We start from the raw sequence: 21151 nt of genomic DNA on the forward strand, positions 1-21151 counted from the left end.
CTTTGAAAAAACTGCTCATCGTATCGCCTTACTTCCCGCCCGTTAATGCTGCCGATATGCAAAGGGTCCGCATGAGCCTGCCTTATTTTGAAAACCATGGGTGGCAGGCCGAGGTTGTTACCATAGATCCTAAATATTCAGACCTTGCACAGGACGAATTATTGCTGCAAAGTGTTCCTCAATCCATAAAAACGCATTACGTTAAAGCCCTGAGCAAAAGCTTTACGTCAAAAGTGGGCTTAGGGAGTATTGCCTTACGCTCGCTTTGGTATTATCGGCAAAAGGTAAACAGCCTTTTAAAACAGCAGCAGTTTGATCTCATTTATTTTTCAACCACCCAATTCCCGGTTTGCATTTTAGGCGCATACTGGAAAAAGCGTTTCGGCATACCTTATGTTATCGACATGCAGGACCCCTGGCACTCCGACTATTATATGAACAAGCCCAAAAGCCAGCGGCCGCCAAAATACTGGTTCGCTTACAGGCTGAATAAATACCTTGAGCCCATCGCCATAAAAAATGCTGATGGACTGATCAGTGTATCTTCCGGCTATATCAGCCAGCTTAAATCCCGGTACCCGGTAATTAAAAATATCCCGGACGCGGTTATTACCTTCGGCGCTTTTGAGCCCGATATGCTGATAGCACAAAATAACCGGCAGCAATTTTCGGCGCTTTTAAATAAGGAATCGATTAATATTGTATATGTTGGCCGCGGCGGCCGGGATATGCACAGGGCCATCAGCCCGGTGTTTGAGGCTTTTAAAGCCGCCCTTGAAACCGATTTCGAAAAGCATTCAACAATAAAATTTTACTTTATCGGCACCAGTTACGCACCGGCCGGGCAAGGTACAGCTACCATTTTACCGCTGGCACAACAGTTCGGAATTGAAAATTATGTTGTTGAAGTTACAGATCGTATCAGCTATTACCATACACTGCTTACATTACAGCAGGCCGATGCGCTTTTTATCCCCGGTTCTGATGATCCGCAATACACAGCATCCAAAATATTCCCCTACCTGCTTACCGGCAAACCCGTGCTGGCTGTTTTTAACAAAGCAAGTTCGGCCATAGGTATTGTGGAAGAATACGGTGTACAAGATGTTTATAATTATGACGAGGTAAGCCCAACCCGGCTTTTTACTTTTTTTGACCAGCTTATCAGCAAGCAACTTCATGACATTAGCTATAATGCCGATGCGGTAAAAAAATATTCGGCAATAGAGATGACACGGGCGCAATGCCGGTTATTTGATAAAATAGTTAATGCAGGCAGTTAAACGTACCATTGGTTTTATATTAAACCACCCGCTGGCAAAAAAACATAGGCTGAGGGCCTTCTGGAGGTTTGCCTGCTGGCAACTGCAATCGCGGCTTTCGGGATCGCGGTTCATCATAAAACCGTTTATCGGCAATGTTAAGTTTTACGCAGCAAAGGGCTTAACCGGCATTACCGGCAACATTTATACAGGTTTACACGAGTTTACTGATATGGCCTTCCTGCTTCATTTTTTGCGTCCGGAAGACCTGTTTTTTGATATCGGGGCAAATGTGGGGTCGTACACATTACTGGCTTCGGGCCATGCCGGGGCAAGTAGTATCACGCTCGAGCCCGTTAGCTCAACCTTCCAAATCCTCAGCAAAAACATCGTATTGAATGATCTGCATAACCAGGTTACACTAATTAACGCAGGCGCAGGTGCCGAAACAGGAGAGATCAGATTTTCGGCCGATCAGGATACCCGCAACCATGTGATAGCCGCCAACGAAACAAATAAAACAGATACTATAACGGTACGGGTTATCACCGTCGATTCATTAAGCACTGCAGCACCGCCGGCTTTAATTAAAATAGATGTAGAAGGGTTTGAAACCGAAGTATTAAAGGGAATGGCCGATACGCTGATGGCCCCCGAGCTAAAGGCCATTATTATTGAACTGAACGGCAGCGGCAAACATTATGGTTTTAATGAAGCCAACATTCACGAATTACTGCTGAGTCACAGTTTTAAACCTTTTACATACAATCCCTTTAAACGGGCTTTAACCCAGCTTAAAACATTTGGCAGTTATAACACCATTTATTGCCGCGATATTGATTTTGTAAACAACCGTTTGCAACACGCTGCAGCAATTAAAATAATGGGCCAAACCATCTGATGCAAAAGTTAGCCATCATTATTACTCACCCAATTCAATATTATGCCCCGGTGTTTAAACTGCTGCACCAGCGGCAAAACATCAGTATCCGGGTGTTTTATACCTGGGGAGAGGCTGCGCAGCAAAAATTTGATCCCGGTTTTGGCAAAAATATCAGTTGGGATCTGCCGCTGCTTGAAGGCTACCCTTATGAATGGGTGGAGAACATAGCCGCCGATCCCGGCTCCCACCATTCAAAAGGCATAGATAACCCCGGATTGGTTGCGCAGATCAATGCATGGCAACCCAACGCGATATTAGTTTATGGCTGGTTTTATAAAAGCCACCTCAAAGTATTACGGCATTTCAAAAACAAAATCCCGGTAATTTTTCGTGGAGATTCAACCTTGCTTGATGATACCGGCGGATTAAAAGGACTGTTAAAAAGCATTTTTTTAAAATGGGTTTACAGCCATGTTAATTATGCCCTGTATACCGGCGCCAACAATAAGGCTTATTTTAAGAAGTATGGCTTGAAGGAAGAGCAACTTTACTTTGCCCCGCATGCTGTTGATAACGATAGGTTCGGGATAGCAAGAGCTGATGAGGCTAATGAATTGAGAAAAAGCTTAGGCATAGGCCCCAACGAAAAACTGGTGCTTTTTGCGGGTAAGCTGGAAAGTAAAAAAGAGCCGGCTTTGCTGTTGCAGGCATTTGCCGAAATCAATATTCCCGGAACGCAGCTGTTGTTTACAGGCAACGGCATTTTAGAGATCGAACTAAAAAACCGGGTCTCATTGTGTAATAACGTTCATTTTGTGGAGTTTCAAAACCAACAGTACATGCCCGTAATATACCAGGCCTGCGATTTGTTTTGCCTCCCATCTAAAGGGCCGGGCGAAACATGGGGACTGGCAGTTAACGAGGCTATGGCCTGCGGCAAAGCTATCCTGATAGCTGATAAAGTAGGTGCCGGTACCGATTTGGTAAAAGAAGGCCAAAACGGCTCGATATTTAAAGCAGGCGATCTTACAGATTTGAAAAGCAAACTAAAAACATTGCTCGAAACTGAAAAAACCACGTTATTTACCATGGGGCAACACTCGGGGCAAATTATTGCCGACTGGAGCTTTACCAAACAGGTGCAGGCAATTGAACAATTAACAGATAAATGCAGGAAAACAGTAAGGCGATAGAGCGGTATATTGTGTTGTTTGTGCCATGGATGCTGGCCCTGCTGTGCAAAGGCGATAGCATTTTATCATACTTCATTGCCTGGCTCGGTTCATTTTTTATTTTCCTGATCAGCCTGAGCGGTTGGGTGCGCCCCATCCCTAAAGACCGCTCGATGGCCGAGCAGCTCATGCGGCCCATATTCATCATCCAGATCATATTTGCCGGGTATATGTGCTGCACATCCATATTTTATTTTATGAACAGCCTGGGCTATGAAAACTTCAGGCAGGTTACCTTTCACACGCTGCATGATCAGGATACCCTTGGGCTTATAGCCCAATGCCAGCGCTATTATTGCCTGGGGCATGCCTCCTTTGTTGCCGGGGTACTCATTTTTATGAATTATCCCATCAAAAAAAAATATCATATCGAAAATACCAAACTGGCTAACCTGCTCATGTTTGCCGCCGTGATCAGTTTCCCGGTATCGCTGCTGTTTTTAACTATACCCGGGCTTTCGCAGTTCTATTACCAGTTTAGTTCGTTAAGTTTTATAGCCGGTACCCTCGCCCTTGCTTTTGCTATCCCCCTAAAAAAAATCGGGAATACCCTCATTTGCCTGGCGCTGTATTCATTCAACTTTTACCAGGCGCTTATATCGGGGTTTAAAGAGCCTATTATTATCAGTGTGCTGGTGTTAGGCATCTTTCTTTATCCAACTTATAAAAAACTGGTAGCCATAACTTTTGTACCGCTTATACTGTTATTGTTTACGGTTTTGCCCACGTATAATCATATTTTCAGGTCGAATGCCTGGAACGGGGATGCCAACAGCGGCGATGCCTCGCAGGTGGCGCTAAGTGCGGCCCTTAATAGCGATGACGATGATTTAAAAGACACCAACTGGGAGTTTTTGGTATATCGTTTAAGCGAGATTGACATGTTTACCAAATTTGTGCAATCCACCCCAAAAACAATTGACTACTACGGTTTCGACCTTATCAAACAATCGCTCATAGCATTGGTTCCCCGTGTTTTATGGCCCTCCAAACCCATTACCGAAGATTTGATTATGCAGCGGGTTTACGATGCGGGCGTAATTAACCGCAACTCGGTTGTTTCGGCCAAACCGGCTTACATTGTAGATGCCTACCTTTCGGGCGGCGATTTCGGGATCTTTTTTTACCTGTTTGCCTACGGTGCCATAGCACAATTGATTTGTTTAAAAGCCGAAAAGCTTTTTGGGGGATATATACTCGGCACGGCGCTCATCTTTTCGGGCCTGTTCCAGATCATGTGGCGGGGTATCAGTTTCGAGTTTATGTTCAATACTGTTTTCTGGAGTTATATAAGTATGCTGGCTATCCATAAAATAATGTTAAGCACCCATATTTTAAAAGAGGTTTGAAAATACTGCACGTTGTAGCCTCATACAAACCCGCTTATGTTTACGGTGGCCCCATCATGTCGGTAGCTATGCTGTGCGAGCAACTTGTAAAAGCCGGGCAGCAGGTTGAGGTGTACACCACCACAGCCAACGGCGCAGCCGAACTTGATGTAACGGCAGGAAAATCCATTAATGTTGACGGCGTGCCGGTAACCTACTTTCCGCGTAAAACAAAAGATCACAGCCATTTCTCGCCCGAATTGCTTAAGGCCGTATACCGCGATGCCCGGCAGTTTGATGTGGTACATGTGCACGCCTGGTGGAACCTGGCGGTTGTTTTAGCCTGCTTTGCCGCCCTGAAGCGCGGTGTGCCTGTTGTGGTTTCGCCACGGGGCACTTTAAGCTCCTATTCATTTCAAAATAAAAACACGGGCTTAAAATCGCTTATGCACCACATCAGCATGCCATTTTTAAAAAAGAGCTATTTTCATGTCACCTCGGTGCATGAGCAGCAGGCGGTTGAGACGGTGGTTAAGGGCAAAGGCATCAACAATATCCCCAACTTTGTAAAGCTGCCGCCATTAAGGCACCATACAACCGAAAATGAAAGTCCGGGCGTTTTTAAATTATTGTTTTTTTCGAGGATTGAGGAAAAAAAAGGATTGGACATCCTCATCAGCTCGCTAAAACAAATCAATTCGCCCTGCCACCTTACTGTGGCCGGCAGCGGTAACGATGCTTATGTAAATGGGCTGAAAAAGCTGGCGGCTGATAGTGGTGTTGGCGATAAAATAACCTGGGCAGGTTTTGTTAATGAGGAGAAATTCGACCTGCTGAGCAAACATCACCTGTTTGTATTGCCATCGTACGATGAAAACTTCGGCAACGCGGTAATTGAAAGTTTAAGCGTTGGCACCGCAGTGCTCATCAGCAAGGGCGTGGGCCTGGCAGGCTATGTAAGTGATAACAGGCTGGGCTGGGTATGCGAAAACAACGAAACATCGGTTGCTGAGCATATCAATCATATCATCAGCACACAAAACCCCGAACTTGACCGCATCAGGCAAAGCGCCCCATCCATCATTTATCATCATTTTGAAGGCAGCGCCTTAGTAAAAAAATATATCAATATGTACCAGCAAATCATTACCGCATGAGCGAATACCAGGATTACGGCTACCCCGACGATAGCCCATGCCACATGGTTAAATACCTCGAGCAGCCGCTCATGTCATTACTGGATAAAAACACCAACCGCAGCATCCTTGATCTGGGCTGCGGCAATGGCTTTTGGGTAAATTATTTACTGAAGCATGGTTTTAACGCTTATGGCATTGATGCCTCCGAACAAGGCATCGCGATAGCTAATCAAATAAATCCGGGCAGGTTTTTTTTACATGATCTGTCGGTTCCGGGTTTGCCCAAACAACTGGATGGGATTAAATTCGATACCGTGATCTCTACCGAGGTGATTGAGCACCTTTATGATCCTTATGCTTTTGTTGCGCTTTGCCGGGATGTACTGAGCGAAACCAAAGGCGAGTTGATCATTTCCACCCCTTACCACGGTTATTTGAAAAACCTTTTTTTGAGTGTGTTTAATAAATGGGATAGCCATATCAGTCCGCTATGGCAGGGAGGGCACATCAAATTCTGGTCGGTTAAAACGCTTACGCAGATTTTAAACGAGCACGGTTTTGAGGTAACGGCTTTTCGCGGCTGTGGCCGGATCCCCTATCTTTGGATGACCATGATTATTAAAGCCCGGTTAAAGTGAGCGAAAGCCTCGACATTATTATTTTAACTTTTAACGAAGAGCGGAATATTGAAGCCTGCCTGCAAAGCGCGGCGCAGTTAAAAGCCAATATTTTTGTTGTAGATTCGGGCTCGGCAGATCAGACTATCGCTATCTGCCAAAAATACACCTCTAACATTTTTCACCACCCGTTTGAAAATTATGCCCTGCAACGCAACTGGGCGCTTGGGAATTTGCCTTTAACCGGCTCCTGGGTACTCAACCTTGATGCCGATCACCGGGTAACGCCCGAACTGGCCGCACAACTCAACGGGATTTTTAGCGAAAAAGTAGCGCCGGAGATTAACGGTTTTTTAATCAGTCGCCGAACCATGTTTATTAATAAATGGATCAGGCATGGCGGTCACTACCCCACCTATCACGCCAACCTGTTCAGGCGCGGTTTCGGGATGTGCGAAGAAAAGCTGTACGATCAGCATTTTAAAGTGACGGGCAAAACACAGGTACTTAAAACCGATATTATAGATGTAATTACCGATTCGCTTACCAGTTTTATCAACAGGCATAACCACTGGGCCACGCTCGAGGCGCAATACCAGGTTGAACAACAAAATGCGCCCGCGCTTGACGATAAGGGGCAACTGGTACATCCGCGCCTGTTTGGCAACCCGATGGAGCGACGGCGTTACCTTAAAAAACGCTACGAAGCGTTCCCGCTGTTTGTGCGGCCGGTAATTTACTTTATCATCAGGTATTTTTTTAAACTGGGCTTTTTAGATGGTACAACCGGCCTGGTGTTTCACTTTTTGCAAGGCTTTTGGTTTAGGTTTTTAATTGATGCGAAAATTTACGAATTACGGAAGGAGGCAAAAAAACAATGAAATTGCGCGCGTTTATCAATAACCCGGTTATCCGCTTCGTATTGCTGTTTGTGTTTCTGTTTACGCTGTTTTATTGCTTTAACCTGTTCTTTTTTGGTATTACCAGTCCGGGTAATAATTACAGCCCCTTTTTAGCCGAACATTTAAATTACATAGCAGCGCTGCGGCAGTTGCTGCTTAACTGCAGCGCGCAGATCCTGAACTGGCTGGGTTATGCGGCGATTGATAATAATTACGAATTGCTGGTTGCGGGCCGGGGCAAACTGGTGGTGGTTTACAGCTGCCTGGGGCTTGGGCTCATCAGCTTTTTTTCGGCTTTTGTACTGGCTTACCCGGCAAAACTTAAATCAAAAATTATTTTCCTGGTATCGGGCGTGTTGGTTATCGAATTTTTAAACGTGATGCGCTTTGTGCTTCTGGCTATCTTCTGGTCGAAAAAAACGGAGCGGATAGTTGATCATCATACCATTTTTAATATTATTCTTTACATCCTGATAGCGCTTGGCCTTTATATTTGGGTTAAACGTAACGATAAGCTGAACAGCGCCAATGGCCAAAACTGATCTGTCAACCTATAATAATCACCCTTATCATCCAGGAGGCACTGCGCTGAAGCGGGTAACCTGGTATTATTTAAACGCGTTTTTCCTGAAAACAAGCCTCATTCCGTCAAGCAAATTCAGGGTTGCCTTGTTAAGGTTGTTTGGTGCCCGGATTGGCAAAAACGTTACTATTAAACCCTGCATCAATATCAAATACCCCTGGAACCTGAGCATTGGCGACGAAACATGGATTGGCGAAAACGTATGGATCGATAGCCTGGTGATGATTACCATCGGGGCGCATGTGTGCCTCTCGCAGGGGGCGGTGCTGTTAACCGGCAGTCACGATTATAAAAAATCGTCCTTTGATTTGATTACCAAAGGTATAATTTTGGAGGATGGCGTTTGGATAGGCGCCGGAGCCATGGTTAACCTCGGTATCACCGCGGCATCGCACGCGGTACTAACCAGCGGATCGGTAGCCACTAAAAACCTTGAGGCTTACGGCATTTACCAGGGCAACCCCGCGGTAAAGGTACGTGAGCGCAAAATTGAAACCACTTAAAAATCATCTGCTTAAAAACCTAACATGCTGAAACAAAAACTGCAAACCCATCAAATTATTTTACTGGTAATAAGTGGTATAGTTTTAATTATGGGCATTATGCTGTTCATTGCCCCGGCAGCCATTTACCCCGATCCCAGCTGGGGCTTCCAGGTAATGCGTTCGATGGAGCTTGGGCACGGTTTCAATATCAACTTTAAACCCGACCAGGGCGATATCAGCAAAAACATCTCGGACTTTTTGGCTTGGTGGTCGCCGGGGCAGTACCTGTTGCCTTACTTTTTTAAACTGATATTCGGTGTAAACACCGGGCAGGCGGCGGCAATTGTTACCACGCTGTTTTCACTATCGGGCATTGCAGGCTTTTTCTTTTTCTTTAAAAAAGCGGGCTTTACGCCGCTCATTGCCTCGCTAAGCATACTTTTTATAGTAATTCAGCAGGCGTTTTTCACCCCGTATGTTTTTTACAACGGCGGCGAGTTGTTGTTGTTCGGCTATACCGGCTGGTTTTTATACGGATGCATGGCCATCGGCAATACCGGCTGGAAACTGGTTGTATTCCTGTTTATAGCGGGCATTTTGGGCTTTATATGCAAATCATCGTTTTTATGGATGTTTGCCGCCGGCTGCTGTTTTATCTGGATCAAATTTTCGTATAAAACAAAGGCGCTGATCGGTTGGATCAAAAACGGCATCTGGATAGGCGTTCCTTCCATCCTTGCCCTGTTCATGATCTACCATTTTTATCTTTCGCGGGGTGGTAACCCATCATCGGGCGGCGAGGGGATTAAATTGTTATGGGAAACTTTTGCGTTCCCGCTGGCATCGCCTTTCCTTACGGCCTTTTCGGTTGATGACCTGTCGAGCGGTTTGTTGTTTCATGACGACGCGCCGATGTTCAGTTATTTTTGGGCGGTTGTTGTTGTATTGATCTGCGCGATGCTGAGCATTTTGCTCATTCGTATTATTGTAAAGCGTGTGCCCAACAAGGCGTATGTATTGCTGCTGGTGGTGTTTTATGCAGTATCGGTATTATTTTTTGGCCAGTCGTTTTTGCGGCAGGCTTATATCTCGTACGAGGCAAGGCATTTCAGGCTGATAGGGTTGATTGCCGCACCGGGCATTATTTACCTGGTAAACAGTTTAAAAGGCTTTTATCGGTATCCGTTTTATTTTGTTTGTTTTGTTATTGCCTACTCAAGCTATAAGTTTTTTGTGCCGAGTTTTTTTCAGAATAAAAATGTAAGTGCACATGGGTATTCAGGGCTGTCGCAGTTGTTTATCGATCAGCCTTCGTTAAACTATATCCGGAAGCTGGATGCGCAAAATAACAACGCCATTTTTGTATTCATCAGCCCTGATCTGAGTTTGGAGATTGAGCATAATCGCACCATCACATTGGAGGCAATTAGCAGCGAGGTTGCTATAAATTATGATGATTATGCCTATAAAGGCCATGCCGGTCCCTTGTATATTGTTTTACCTGTTGATTATCTTGGACCTAAATCTACTATCATGCGGAAGTGTTTCCCGGGATATAAGGGTTTTAAGCTAACGATGCTGAGTAATGATTATATTTTGTGGGAGGCGAGGTAATTGGGAGAAGTCTATTAATCTACAACGTCATTGCGAGGCACGAAGCAATCCCAAACTATACAGGGCGGACCTGCTTATCGGGGATTGCTTCGTACCTCGCAATGTCGATTCTTTTATGCTATTCGTTGCCTTTAAGCGGATATTAAACTACGCTCGCGTTAATCTCCTTCCAAAGCAGATCTTTTAGCTGATCAATATTTTTCTGGGCTACTGATGATATAAATACAGCAGGAATTCCTTCAGGGAGTTCCTTTTTCATTTCGTCCTGTAGCTCTTCATCCAGCATATCGGTTTTGGTAACGGCCAGTACACGGGGTTTGTGCATCAGCTCGGGATTGTACTCTTCCAGCTCATTGAGCAAGATAGCATATTCTTCTTTTATACTACGCGAAGTATCGGCAGGTACCATAAACAGCAATACCGAGTTACGCTCGATATGCCTTAAAAAGCGCAGGCCTAAACCTCTTCCCTGCGATGCACCTTCAATGATACCCGGAATATCGGCCATTACAAACGACCTGCCACCCCGATATGATACAATACCCAGGTTAGGCACCAAAGTTGTAAAAGCATAATCGGCAATCTCCGGTTTAGCGGCAGATACTACCGATAGCAGGGTTGATTTGCCCGCGTTGGGGAAACCTACCAGGCCAACATCAGCTAATACTTTCAGTTCGAGGATATTCCAGTCTTCCCGGCCATCTTCGCCGGGTTGGGCGAAGCGGGGGGTTTGCAGGGTTGATGTTTTAAAATGCCAGTTACCCAGGCCACCGCGGCCACCGGGAGTAAGGATCTTTGTTTCGCCATCCTGGGTTATTTCAAAAAGCACCTCACCGGTTTCGGCATTTTTTACGATAGTACCGAGGGGTACCTCCAATATTTCGTCGCGACCGGTTTTGCCCGTGCGCAATGAACTACCGCCCGAGTCGCCATCGCCGGCAATAACGTGTTTGCGGTATTTAAGGTGCAGCATAGTCCAGAGTTGGGCGTTACCTTTTACAATAACATGGCCTCCCCTGCCGCCGTCACCGCCGTCGGGCCCTCCTTTAGATGTTAATATATCACGATGCAAATGAGCCGAACCCGCACCTCCGTGGCCCGAGCGGCAACAGATTTTCACATAATCAACAAAATTGGAACCCTGCGACATAATATTTTAATTTGGGATTTCGGATGTTCGATTTCGGAATTAGTCCGTCGCGTTGAGAAGTTAACATCCGAAATCGAATATACGATTTTTTTGATTTGGGATTTCGGATGTTCGATTTCGGATTTACTACTTAATGTTTAAAGGAGTTAAAATTCGAAATAATGATTTAAAAAACGAATGTTCGATTTTGGATCAGCTTACCCTATCAGTAAGCCCAAATCCGAAATCGAACATCCGAAATCCGAAATTAATTAATACGATTCGATCACTTCAACAATGGCGGCAAAGATCTCATCAACCGAGCCTACGCCATTAATGCTTGTAAACTTATCCTGATTTTTATAGAAACCTGCCACCGGGGCAGTTTTATCATTGTATTCGTGAATGCGCTTGCGGATCACCTCAGGGTTGGCATCATCCGCCCTGCCCGATTCTTTACCACGCTCCAATAAACGGCGCTCCAACTCATCATCACCAACTTCGAGCGCTATCATGCCCGAAATTGACGATTGTTTTGATACCAATAACTCATCCAAAGCTTCGGCCTGCGCCACCGTGCGCGGAAAGCCATCAAAAATAAAGCCTTTGGCATCTTTGTTAGCATCAAGCTTATTGCTGATCATGCCAATAACTACGGCATCCGGAACAAGTTTTCCGTCGTCCATTAATTTTTTGGCCTCCAAACCCAATTCTGTACCCTGTGCAATTTCGCTGCGAAGTAAATCTCCTGTTGAAAGGTGGATTAAATCGTATTTGTCAATAAGTTTCTTAGACTGAGTACCCTTCCCGGCTCCGGGGGGACCAAACAAAACCAGATTTAGCATGCTTTTTACAAATTAAAAGCCTTTCGGTAATACAACAGAAAGGCTTATACAGTTAGTTTTGTGCACCGCGGGGTAGATAAAGATCCCGGTAATGCTTGCTTTAGTGCACTCGAAGGGAGTCGAACCCCTAACCTTCTGATCCGTAGTCAGATGCTCTATCCAATTGAGCTACGAGTGCCTGTTCCGAAATGGAATGCAAAGATAGGATTTATATAAACCGTTGCAAATTTTTATTCAAATTATTTTACAATTTCTGCTATCGCATCAAAGTTGGGTAGCTTGCCTGCATCCTCAAGTACCTCAGCATAAATAATTTGCTGTTGCTCATCAATTACAAATGCCGCACGCTTGGCAACACCTTTTAAGCCCATCACAAACTGCTCATAGATGGCACCGTAGGCAGCTGATACCTCTTTATTGAAATCAGACAGCAGATCGAACTGGTAATTATTCTCGGCCTTGAACTTAGCAAGGGTAAAAGGTGAATCGACAGAGATGCCCAAAATGGTGGCATTTAAACCATCGTAATAGCCAAAGCTATCGCGCATGGTGCAAAGCTGCGTGGTACAAACGCCGGTGAATGCCAATGGAAAAAAATGGATCACTACTTTGCGGCCTTTAAAATCGGCTAATGAAACACTTTTTAAATCAGACGAGATCAGGATAAATTGAGGGGCCGGTTGGCCAGGTTGTAATGCCATATCGTTTAATCAGTTTTATAAGCAAATGAATAAAAATTAAATGGCTAAAGCTAATACATTAATGATTTTGACAATAACCCGATACCACAACTAAAAAATTAGTTATTATTCTTTTACAACTAAATTTTTAGTTATAGCTTTATAGCATAAACTTTTGATGCTATGATCAGGAACTATTTTAAAACCGCTTTGCGCAGCCTGCTTAAAAATAAAGGCTTCACTTTTATTAACATATTAGGGCTTGCCCTGGGGTTAGCTATTTGCCTGCTGATCACTTTTTATGTAGTTGATGAGTTAAGTTATGACCGGTATAATATTAAACATGATAGCATTTACCGGGTAAATACCGATCTGAAATTTAGCGGAACACTTACTCAATATGCCATAACCGCTACCCCGGTTGCGAATGTGTTAAAAACCGAGTGCCCGGAAGTTGAAACGGCCGTGCGTATAACCCCGGCGCTGAATATCCGATTTAAAAAAGGTGATGAAATTGTGCGTGAGGATGGTGCTACCTTTTATTGCGAGGCTAATATTTTTGATGTGTTTACCTTGCCCCTCCTTTCGGGCGATGCTAAAACGGCTTTGAAAGAACCTAATTCGGTAGTGATTGCCGAATCAATGTCGCGGAAGTATTTTGGCGATAACGATGCCATTGGCAAATCATTGTTTTTAGTAACCAGCGGCACATCGCTCAAAGTAACCGGTGTAATGAAGGATATGCCCGTCCAATCGCACTTCAGGGCTAATTTTTTACTGGCGGCTGATCCGGTTAACAATGATAATCCATGGAATAAACTCACGGCCTTTGCCACCTACGTATTGGTTAAACCCAAGGCTAATATTAAGCATCTGGAAACGAAATTAAACATGGCAATGCAAAAAGGCCTGGAAGGTTCAAGCACCATTAACTATAGCAAATTTTCGGCAGGCGGCAATTATTTTAAGCTCGGCCTGATGCCAGTAACCGATATCCACCTCAAATCAAACCGCGTTATGGAACTGGGCACCAACGGCAACAGCCAGTACGTTTACATCTTTTCGGCGGTGGCGGTTTTTATTTTGCTGTTGGCCTGTATCAATTTTATGAACCTGTCTACCGCCCGTTCGGCTAATCGTGCGCGTGAGGTTGGGGTTCGCAAAGTATTAGGCTCATCGCGCAAACACCTCATTTTCCAGTTCCTGGCCGAATCATTGATCGTGACATTTGTGGCGGCTGTCATCGCCGTTTTTGCAGCATGGGGCTTACTCCCTTTGTTCAATCATCTATCCAACAAAGAACTGGTTATCAACATACAAACCGCAAGCTGGCTGTTGCCAACTTTGCTATCCATTGTAGTTGTTGTAGGCATTTTAGCCGGTTCTTATCCTGCCTTTTTCCTTTCGGCATTTCAACCTATTAATGTTTTGAAAGGGAAGATCGCCACAGGTTTTAAAGGCGGAGTATTCCGGAGCACACTGGTGGTTGTTCAATTTGCTATCTCGATATTTTTAGTGATAGGTACACTGGTTATCTATAATCAACTCAACTATATCCAAAATAAAGACCTGGGTTTTAACCGTAACCAGGTACTCATCCTCAACAACGTAAACACGCTTGAGCATCCGGAAATATTAAAGCAGGAAATAAAACGCCTGCCCGGAGTTATGAATGCCACACTCACCAGCTTTCTCCCTACCGCCAATAATAAAGTATTGAATTATGTATCGCCCGGCGAAAACAAAACAGGTCAATCAACCCAATTCTGGAGAGTTGATAACGATTATCTCAGCACCATGGGTATGCATATTAAGGCCGGTCGTGGTTTTTCGGATAAGTTTAAAACGGATTCGTTGGCTATGGTGATCAATGAAACCGCGGCAAAAACATTTGGTTATGGTGATAATGCCATCGGCAAAACCATAACTACCGGAATAGGAAAAGATATTAAAAAGTACCATGTGATAGGCGTGGTGAAAGATTTCAATTTCAGTTCGCTACGCGATAATGTTACCCCGCTTGTAATGGCTTTGGATAACGACTGGCTGGCGCGGTTAAGCATCCGTATAAACACCCATAACCTCCCGGCCCTGATGGCACAGATAAAGAAAACATGGAAAACCATTGCCCCTAATGAGCATTTTGAGTACTCATTTATGGATGCCGATTTTGATGCCTTGTATCGTACAGAACAGCGCATGGGCCAACTGTTTATTTTATTTACCGGATTGGCTATCGCTATTGCCTGCCTCGGCCTTTTTGGTCTTGCGGCTTATGCCGCTGAGCAACGTACGCGGGAGATCGGCATCCGTAAAGTGCTTGGGGCAAGTGCGGCGGCTATTGTGGGGATGCTATCTAAAGATTTTATCAGGTTGGTAGGAATATCTTTTTTTGTAGCCGCACCGCTGGCCTGGCTGGTGATGAATAAATGGCTGCAGGGTTTTGCCTATCGGGACAACATACAATGGTGGGTTGTACTTTTGGCGGGTGCAGGAGCATTGTTTATCGCTTTTGCTACCATTGGCCTGCAATCGTTTAAAGCGGCCGGGGCTAATCCGGTGGAGAGTTTGAGGAGTGGGGATTAGTTGTTGAGAAAGTCAAAGGCGAAAGGTTAAAGGCAAAAGGTCAAAAAAAGATTCCGATGATATCAGGTGCGGATATATAACATCAGGAAAGGTAATGGCTCTTATATAATATTCGCTTTTGTAACACGAGGCGCCTACGGAGCCAGGAACTTTCTTTATATTTAGCTGTAAACACGTTACTCCTACGGAGTTTTACTGGCGTTAATCAACTCCGTAGGAGTAACGTGTTTATAGAATATAACAAGACTTTTTAAGGCTCCGTAAGGTGACTCGTATCTGCGATGTTATTAAATCTGGTTCATACCTCTGCGACTCTCATCCCAAACAAAAACTTTTTCGCCTTAACTTAGCTTTCAACAAATACCCATGAAAGCAATAGTAATAACCCAACCCGGCGGCCCTGAAGTTTTGCAATTGGCCGAACGGCTCACTCCACAATGCCAACCCAACGAAGTACTAATAAAAGTATTTGCCGCGGGCATAAACCGCCCGGATGTTTTTCAACGCAAGGGGAATTACCCTCCGCCTCCACACGCTCCTGCCGATATTCCCGGTTTAGAAGTAGCAGGTATTATCACAGAAATTGGCGCATCCGTTACCCGCTGGAAAATTGGTGATAAGGTTTGTGCATTGGTTGTAGGTGGTGGTTATGCCGAATATTGCACAGCGCCCGAAGGCCAATGCCTTCCCATTCCCGAAAACTTGAGTTACATTGAAGCGGCTTCCCTTCCCGAAACCTTCTTCACCGTTTGGAGCAATGTGTTTGATCGCGGCAAATTGCAACCCGGCGAAACTTTACTGGTTCATGGTGGCTCGAGTGGCATTGGTGTTACAACTATTCAAATGGCCAAAGCCTTAGGCAGCAAAGTTTATGTAACCGCCGGTAGCGATGAAAAATGCACTTTCTGCGAGCAGCTTGGAGCCGATAAAGCGATCAACTATAAAACAACCGATTTTGGAGAAGAGATCAAAAAGTTAACCGACGGCAAGGGCGTTAATGTAATACTGGATATGATAGGCGGCGATTACATGCCGCGCAATATTGATTCCTTAGCCGTAGAAGGCCGCCTGGTAATGATCAATGCCATGAAGGGCCGCGAGGTTCAGCTTGATCTTGGCAAAGTAATGGCAAAACGGCTCACCATTACCGGGTCTATGCTCAGGAGCAGGGAAATTGAATTTAAAGCAGCTATCGCCCAAAACCTCGAACAAAAGATCTGGCCGTTGTTATCCTCCGGAAAAATAAAACCCATCATCTATAAAACCTTCGATGCCAAAGATGCTTCCGCCGCTCATCAACTGATGGAAAGCAGCGAACACACAGGTAAAATTGTGCTCACTTTTGCGCATTAAAAGCAAGTAATTAACAATGTTGAAATTATCCTTTAAAAAACTCAAAGCACTATTTAAATAATTGGATATAAATAGTAACTTTGCGCCTCTGAAATAGCATCTTATACATTCCTGTTACAAACCATGTATGTTGCTGTTCAGTAAAAGCATTTTTTAAAAAACACCAGGTTATATATGCCAAACATTGGAAAAATTTCACGGATCATTGGTCCGGTAGTTGACGTAAGTTTCGCTGATGACGCTCATCTTCCAAAAATTTATGACGCGTTAGAGATCACGAAAGACAATGGCCAAAAAGTTATTTTAGAGGTTCAGCAGCACTTAGGCGAAGACCGCGTTCGTGCCATCGCGATGGACTCGACCGACGGCTTGTTACGCGGTATGAAGGTTTTAGATACCGAAGCTGCTATCAAAATGCCGGTAGGCGATAACATTAAAGGCCGCGTATTTAACGTGGTAGGTGATGCTATCGACGGTATCCCTGATCTTGACAAAACAAACGGTCGTCCTATTCACGCTACCCCTCCAAGGTTTGAAGACCTATCTACCGAAACTGAGGTACTTTTTACAGGTATTAAAGTTATCGACCTTTTAGAGCCTTATGCTAAAGGTGGTAAAATCGGTTTGTTTGGTGGTGCCGGTGTAGGTAAAACAGTATTGATCCAGGAACTGATCAACAACATCGCGAAAGCTTATGCAGGTTTATCTGTATTTGCAGGTGTTGGTGAGCGTACACGTGAAGGTAATGACCTTTTGCGTGAGATGCTTGAATCAGGCATTATAAAATATGGCGACGCTTTCATGCACTCGATGGAAGAAGGCGGCTGGGATCTATCTAAAGTAGATACCGAAGTTATGAAAGATTCGAAAGCGACATTCGTGTTCGGACAGATGAACGAGCCGCCGGGTGCACGTGCACGTGTGGCCCTTTCAGGTTTAACTATTGCCGAGTATTTCCGTGATGGTGATGAAGATGGTAAAGGCCGTGATATCCTTTTCTTTATCGATAACATCTTCCGCTTTACCCAGGCAGGTTCAGAAGTATCGGCGCTATTAGGTCGTATGCCATCAGCGGTAGGTTACCAGCCAACGCTTGCTACCGAGATGGGTACTATGCAAGAGCGTATCACTTCAACCAAACGCGGTTCGATCACTTCAGTACAGGCCGTTTACGTACCTGCGGATGACTTGACCGACCCTGCGCCGGCTACAACCTTCGCCCACTTAGATGCTACTACCGTACTTTCACGTAAAATTGCCGAGCTTGGTATTTACCCTGCGGTGGATCCTTTGGATTCAACCTCACGTATCCTTAGCCCAGCTGTTTTAGGTGATGAGCACTACAATACTGCTCAACGCGTTAAAGAAACTTTACAACGTTACAAAGAGCTTCAGGATATCATCGCCATCTTGGGTATGGACGAGCTTTCTGAAGAGGATAAACTGGTTGTATCACGCGCACGTCGTGTTCAGCGTTTCCTTTCTCAGCCGTTCCACGTTGCCGAGCAGTTCACCGGCTTAAAAGGTGTATTGGTTGACATTAAAGACACCATCAAAGGTTTCAACATGATCATGGATGGTGAAGTTGACGAGTACCCTGAAGCAGCTTTCAACTTAGTTGGCAGCATTGAAGATGCTATTGAAAAAGGCAAAAAATTATTAGCTGAAGCTAATTCATAAATATGCGAATGTGCAAGTGTGCGGATGTGCGAATTAAAAACATCATCTGCACATCTGCATATCTGCACATAGGCACATTAAACTATGACATTAGAAATTCTTACTCCCGATAAAAAAGTTTACGAAGGCGAGGCTACCTCGGTAACAGTGCCGGGTGCTTTAGGATTATTTGAAATACTGAACAACCACGCCCCTATTATTTCAACCCTTCAAGATGGCAAACTTACCGTACGCGGTGGCGCAGCCAAAGAAGAAGTGTTTTTTATAAAAGGCGGTGTTGTTGAAGCTTTAAACAATAAAGTAACTGTTTTAGCCGAAGGTATTTTGACTAAATAAGTTTTGCTTTATTAAAAAGTATTGGAGCGCCCGGGTTTTTATCCGGGCGCTTTTTTTGTGGGGTAATTCTACCGCCGACATTGCGGAACAATCTTTCATTTTAATGATTGCATAAGCATTAGCAAAAAAGGTAAAGCTTTAGAGTAATCCAATAACTCATACTCCAGCCCCAACAGCCTTATATTATGGTAATAAGCTTGATGCTGATCATAATATAATTTTTCCGATTGCATAAACCAGGCCTTCGGCCCAAGCTTTTCAGCAATAAACCATTTTTCAAGCAAACGTGCGGTGCGGCCGTTGCCATCTTCAAATGGATGGATCTTTACAAATACCAGGTGAATCATCGAAGCATAAAAGAAAACCTCTGGAGCGGTTAACTTGTCTTTTAACAACATATCGATGTCGTTAAAAAGCAGTTCCATCTTCTGTGCCACCAAATCGGGCGAGCAGGCTACATATTCAATTTTACCATCAGGGTTTATTACAAACATGTTACCTGTACGCAGTTGGCCTTGGCGTTCTTTTTGCAGGATATGTTTGGTAAGTAGCGAATGTGCTTCCTGAACTGCTTTATAATTCAACTTTGCTTTTTGCGCAAATTGATAAGCTTCATAAAGATCATCTATCTTTTGCGTGTAATCCGGCAGGAAATGAGCCCCGAGCATTTTATGCTTCATAAAGGAATCAAGCTCGATATTTTCGCCTTCTATTTTAGAGGAGAAGACGGCGGATACTGATGTGTAAAAGCTAAATGTACCGGTAGAGAGATTACTATCTTCTAATTGATCGAAGCTTTGAGAAAAAGTAACAGGTATCTGCAACTTATATTCGTCAAGAAGGTCAATTGGCAATATTTTGAATAGAAGATACTTCATGTGAAACGTAAAGTTATCACTTTCTAAAGTTTCCCAATAAGAAACTCATAAGTTTGAGCGTCAACGCTCGCACTTTATTCTGGTCGAAGTTTAGCGATAGCATAACTTCGTCCAATACTGTGTTAAGCTTAGCTTAACTTGGTAACATTTCGTTCAAATGTGTTATTATAAAAACACCGTGCATAAATACCGGGCTACGGAAGCAGTATGCTTCCGACAGTTTAGGACGAAGTTGCGCTATCGCTAAACTTCGACCAGGTTTGAACGGTGATGACTGAAGCTGCGTGTTATCAGATAATTGATAGCTGTTATCAGGTGAGTGATTTTGTTTGCGCGGTCCCGGTCGCGAAATTCGGTAAAAAGTTCACTAATCATCATATTATGGAATACAGAAAATTAGGAATGACGGACCTGGAACTGTCCGCGATCACCTATGGATCATTTGCGATCGGTGGGACTATGTGGGGCGGTACCCAGAAGGAAGACGCCATTTCAGCCATCAGGGCATCGCTGGATCACGGCATAACCACTATCGATACTGCACCATTTTACGGTCTTGGTCTTAGCGAGGAGATGATTGCAGAGGCTATTCGGGGAAAAGACCGGTCAAAGATCCAACTGCTGACCAAATTCGGTATGGTCTGGGATGGCAGCAATAATGGCAAGGGGAGATTCTTTTTTAATGTGGATAACGATGGCAAAAATTACCCGGTTTATATCTATGCAGGGCGATCAAATGTCATTAAGGAAGCCGAGGAAAGTCTAAAGAGACTAAAGACGGATTATCTGGATCTTCTGCAGCTGCACTGGCATGATCCCAATACCCCGATCGATGAAACGATGGAAGCGCTGCAGCAACTCATCGATCAGGGAAAGATCAGGGCGGCCGGCGTAAGCAACTTCACAAAAGATCAGATGGCGGAAGCCGAACAAGGCATATTGCTGGCGTCGAATCAGATGCCCTACAGTATGCTTAACCGCGGCATCGAGGCCGAGGTCGTTCCTCACGCCATAGCGAAAAGTATTGGACTTATCGCTTACAGCCCGCTGGAACGGGGTTTGCTGACCGGTAAATATTTTGAAGGTGCCCATCTGACGGAAGACGATCACCGGAACGGATACTTCAGCCAGTTCGATCTAAAAAAAGTTCAGAAATTCCTTGAAAGTATAAAACCTTTGGCAGACCAAAAGGGCGCGACCCTTGCGCAGCTGGTATTGCGCTGGACAACTCTGCAGCCGGGAATCACCGTGGTTCTGGCCGGCGCCCGGAATGCGGAACAGGCGATCGGAAATGCCGGGGCGATGAATATCAGTATTAGTGATGATGAAATGAAACATATTAACAGTGAGCTCGCCAAAGTAACGACAAAGGATAACTAATAAAAACTACCCGATCATGTCAAATCTTTTTAAACAGATCTAAATAAGGAACATCCTTCTGAAGAACAGAATAGTCGTATCGCCCATGTGCCGGTATTCTTCTAAGGACGGATTCGCCAGCGACTGGCATCTCGTCCATCTGGGCACGAGAGCGGTAGGCGGAGCAAGCATGGTTATTGCAGAAGCTACTGCCGTATCACCGAAAGACCGAATATCTCTTGGGGATCTGGACAGATGAA

20 protein-coding genes and 1 tRNA gene are annotated in these 21151 nt (G+C 44.6%); 16 read left to right on the forward strand and 5 right to left on the reverse strand.

The window, feature by feature from the left end; genetic code table 11:
• Positions 1-2: 2 nt before the first annotated feature.
• From HYN43_RS18940 to HYN43_RS18985, 10 genes are read left to right on the forward strand one after another with little or no spacing between them, the layout of a single operon-like run.
• Positions 3-1283: a glycosyltransferase gene (locus HYN43_RS18940; protein ID WP_245446940.1), complete on the forward strand. Its 1281-nt coding sequence runs from the start codon at positions 3-5 to the stop codon at positions 1281-1283.
• Positions 1270-2163 carry an FkbM family methyltransferase gene (locus HYN43_RS18945; protein WP_119410832.1) on the forward strand — a complete coding sequence of 298 codons (894 nt, stop codon included), beginning with the start codon at positions 1270-1272 and terminating at the stop codon, positions 2161-2163. Before HYN43_RS18940 ends, HYN43_RS18945 begins: the two co-directional genes overlap by 14 nt.
• A complete protein-coding gene (locus HYN43_RS18950) occupies positions 2163-3338 on the forward strand; it encodes a glycosyltransferase family 4 protein (protein WP_119410833.1) in 1176 nt (391 codons plus the stop codon). The genes HYN43_RS18945 and HYN43_RS18950 overlap by 1 nt, the downstream gene beginning before the upstream one ends.
• Complete coding sequence (locus HYN43_RS18955) at positions 3314-4726, forward strand: exosortase Y-associated Wzy-like protein (protein ID WP_119410834.1); 1413 nt, start codon at positions 3314-3316, stop codon at positions 4724-4726. The genes HYN43_RS18950 and HYN43_RS18955 overlap by 25 nt, the downstream gene beginning before the upstream one ends.
• On the forward strand, positions 4723-5862 hold the full coding sequence (locus HYN43_RS18960) for an XrtY-associated glycosyltransferase XYAG1 (protein ID WP_119410835.1): 1140 nt from the start codon (positions 4723-4725) through the stop codon (positions 5860-5862). Before HYN43_RS18955 ends, HYN43_RS18960 begins: the two co-directional genes overlap by 4 nt.
• On the forward strand, positions 5859-6482 hold the full coding sequence (locus tag HYN43_RS18965) for a class I SAM-dependent methyltransferase (protein ID WP_119410836.1): 624 nt from the start codon (positions 5859-5861) through the stop codon (positions 6480-6482). The genes HYN43_RS18960 and HYN43_RS18965 overlap by 4 nt, the downstream gene beginning before the upstream one ends.
• Positions 6479-7342 carry a glycosyltransferase family 2 protein gene (locus HYN43_RS18970; RefSeq protein ID WP_119410837.1) on the forward strand — a complete coding sequence of 288 codons (864 nt, stop codon included), beginning with the start codon at positions 6479-6481 and terminating at the stop codon, positions 7340-7342. The genes HYN43_RS18965 and HYN43_RS18970 overlap by 4 nt, the downstream gene beginning before the upstream one ends.
• Positions 7339-7905: an exosortase Y gene (gene xrtY / locus HYN43_RS18975; RefSeq protein ID WP_119410838.1), complete on the forward strand. Its 567-nt coding sequence runs from the start codon at positions 7339-7341 to the stop codon at positions 7903-7905. Before HYN43_RS18970 ends, xrtY begins: the two co-directional genes overlap by 4 nt.
• Entirely contained in the window at positions 7892-8449 is a 558-nt protein-coding gene (locus HYN43_RS18980; protein ID WP_119410839.1) for a putative colanic acid biosynthesis acetyltransferase, read from the forward strand. Before xrtY ends, HYN43_RS18980 begins: the two co-directional genes overlap by 14 nt.
• 24 nt (positions 8450-8473) lie before the next feature.
• The gene (locus HYN43_RS18985) at positions 8474-10045 is read left to right on the forward strand and encodes a hypothetical protein (RefSeq protein ID WP_119410840.1); all 1572 of its coding nucleotides are present in this window, start codon (positions 8474-8476) and stop codon (positions 10043-10045) included.
• A gap of 142 nt (positions 10046-10187) precedes the next feature.
• Here HYN43_RS18985 and obgE read toward each other — a convergent pair whose 3' ends face one another.
• The 4 genes from obgE to HYN43_RS19005 form a co-directional block, all read right to left on the reverse strand.
• Positions 10188-11195 carry a GTPase ObgE gene (obgE, locus tag HYN43_RS18990; RefSeq protein ID WP_119410841.1) on the reverse strand — a complete coding sequence of 336 codons (1008 nt, stop codon included), beginning with the start codon at positions 11193-11195 and terminating at the stop codon, positions 10188-10190.
• A 251-nt stretch (positions 11196-11446) separates the two neighbouring features.
• Positions 11447-12019, reverse strand: a complete 573-nt coding sequence (locus HYN43_RS18995) for an adenylate kinase (RefSeq protein ID WP_119410842.1) — start codon at positions 12017-12019, stop codon at positions 11447-11449.
• 104 nt (positions 12020-12123) lie between these two features.
• A tRNA-Arg gene (locus HYN43_RS19000) sits at positions 12124-12197 on the reverse strand.
• Between the two features lie 61 nt (positions 12198-12258).
• A complete protein-coding gene (locus HYN43_RS19005) occupies positions 12259-12720 on the reverse strand; it encodes a redoxin domain-containing protein (RefSeq protein ID WP_119410843.1) in 462 nt (153 codons plus the stop codon).
• A gap of 162 nt (positions 12721-12882) precedes the next feature.
• Here HYN43_RS19005 and HYN43_RS19010 point away from each other — a divergent pair, with 162 nt between their 5' ends.
• From HYN43_RS19010 to atpC, 4 genes are all read left to right on the forward strand, one after another.
• Positions 12883-15285, forward strand: a complete 2403-nt coding sequence (locus HYN43_RS19010) for an ABC transporter permease (protein ID WP_119410844.1) — start codon at positions 12883-12885, stop codon at positions 15283-15285.
• 366 nt (positions 15286-15651) lie between these two features.
• A complete protein-coding gene (locus tag HYN43_RS19015; RefSeq protein WP_119410845.1) occupies positions 15652-16638 on the forward strand; it encodes an NAD(P)H-quinone oxidoreductase in 987 nt (328 codons plus the stop codon).
• A 174-nt stretch (positions 16639-16812) separates the two neighbouring features.
• Complete coding sequence (atpD, locus tag HYN43_RS19020) at positions 16813-18318, forward strand: F0F1 ATP synthase subunit beta (RefSeq protein ID WP_119410846.1); 1506 nt, start codon at positions 16813-16815, stop codon at positions 18316-18318.
• Positions 18319-18402: 84 nt separating this feature from the next.
• Complete coding sequence (gene atpC / locus HYN43_RS19025) at positions 18403-18654, forward strand: ATP synthase F1 subunit epsilon (RefSeq protein WP_119410847.1); 252 nt, start codon at positions 18403-18405, stop codon at positions 18652-18654.
• Between the two features lie 95 nt (positions 18655-18749).
• Here atpC and HYN43_RS19030 read toward each other — a convergent pair whose 3' ends face one another.
• Positions 18750-19532: a Fic family protein gene (locus tag HYN43_RS19030; protein WP_119410848.1), complete on the reverse strand. Its 783-nt coding sequence runs from the start codon at positions 19530-19532 to the stop codon at positions 18750-18752.
• 381 nt (positions 19533-19913) lie between these two features.
• Between HYN43_RS19030 and HYN43_RS19035 the strand changes: the two genes are divergently transcribed.
• A complete protein-coding gene (locus HYN43_RS19035; protein ID WP_119411286.1) occupies positions 19914-20912 on the forward strand; it encodes an aldo/keto reductase in 999 nt (332 codons plus the stop codon).
• A gap of 85 nt (positions 20913-20997) precedes the next feature.
• Entirely contained in the window at positions 20998-21150 is a 153-nt protein-coding gene (locus HYN43_RS19040; RefSeq protein WP_245446941.1) for a hypothetical protein, read from the forward strand.
• The last annotated feature ends 1 nt before the right edge of the window (position 21151 follow it).

The sequence above is a fragment of the Mucilaginibacter celer genome, from assembly GCF_003576455.2.
GTDB classification, from domain to species: domain Bacteria; phylum Bacteroidota; class Bacteroidia; order Sphingobacteriales; family Sphingobacteriaceae; genus Mucilaginibacter; species Mucilaginibacter celer.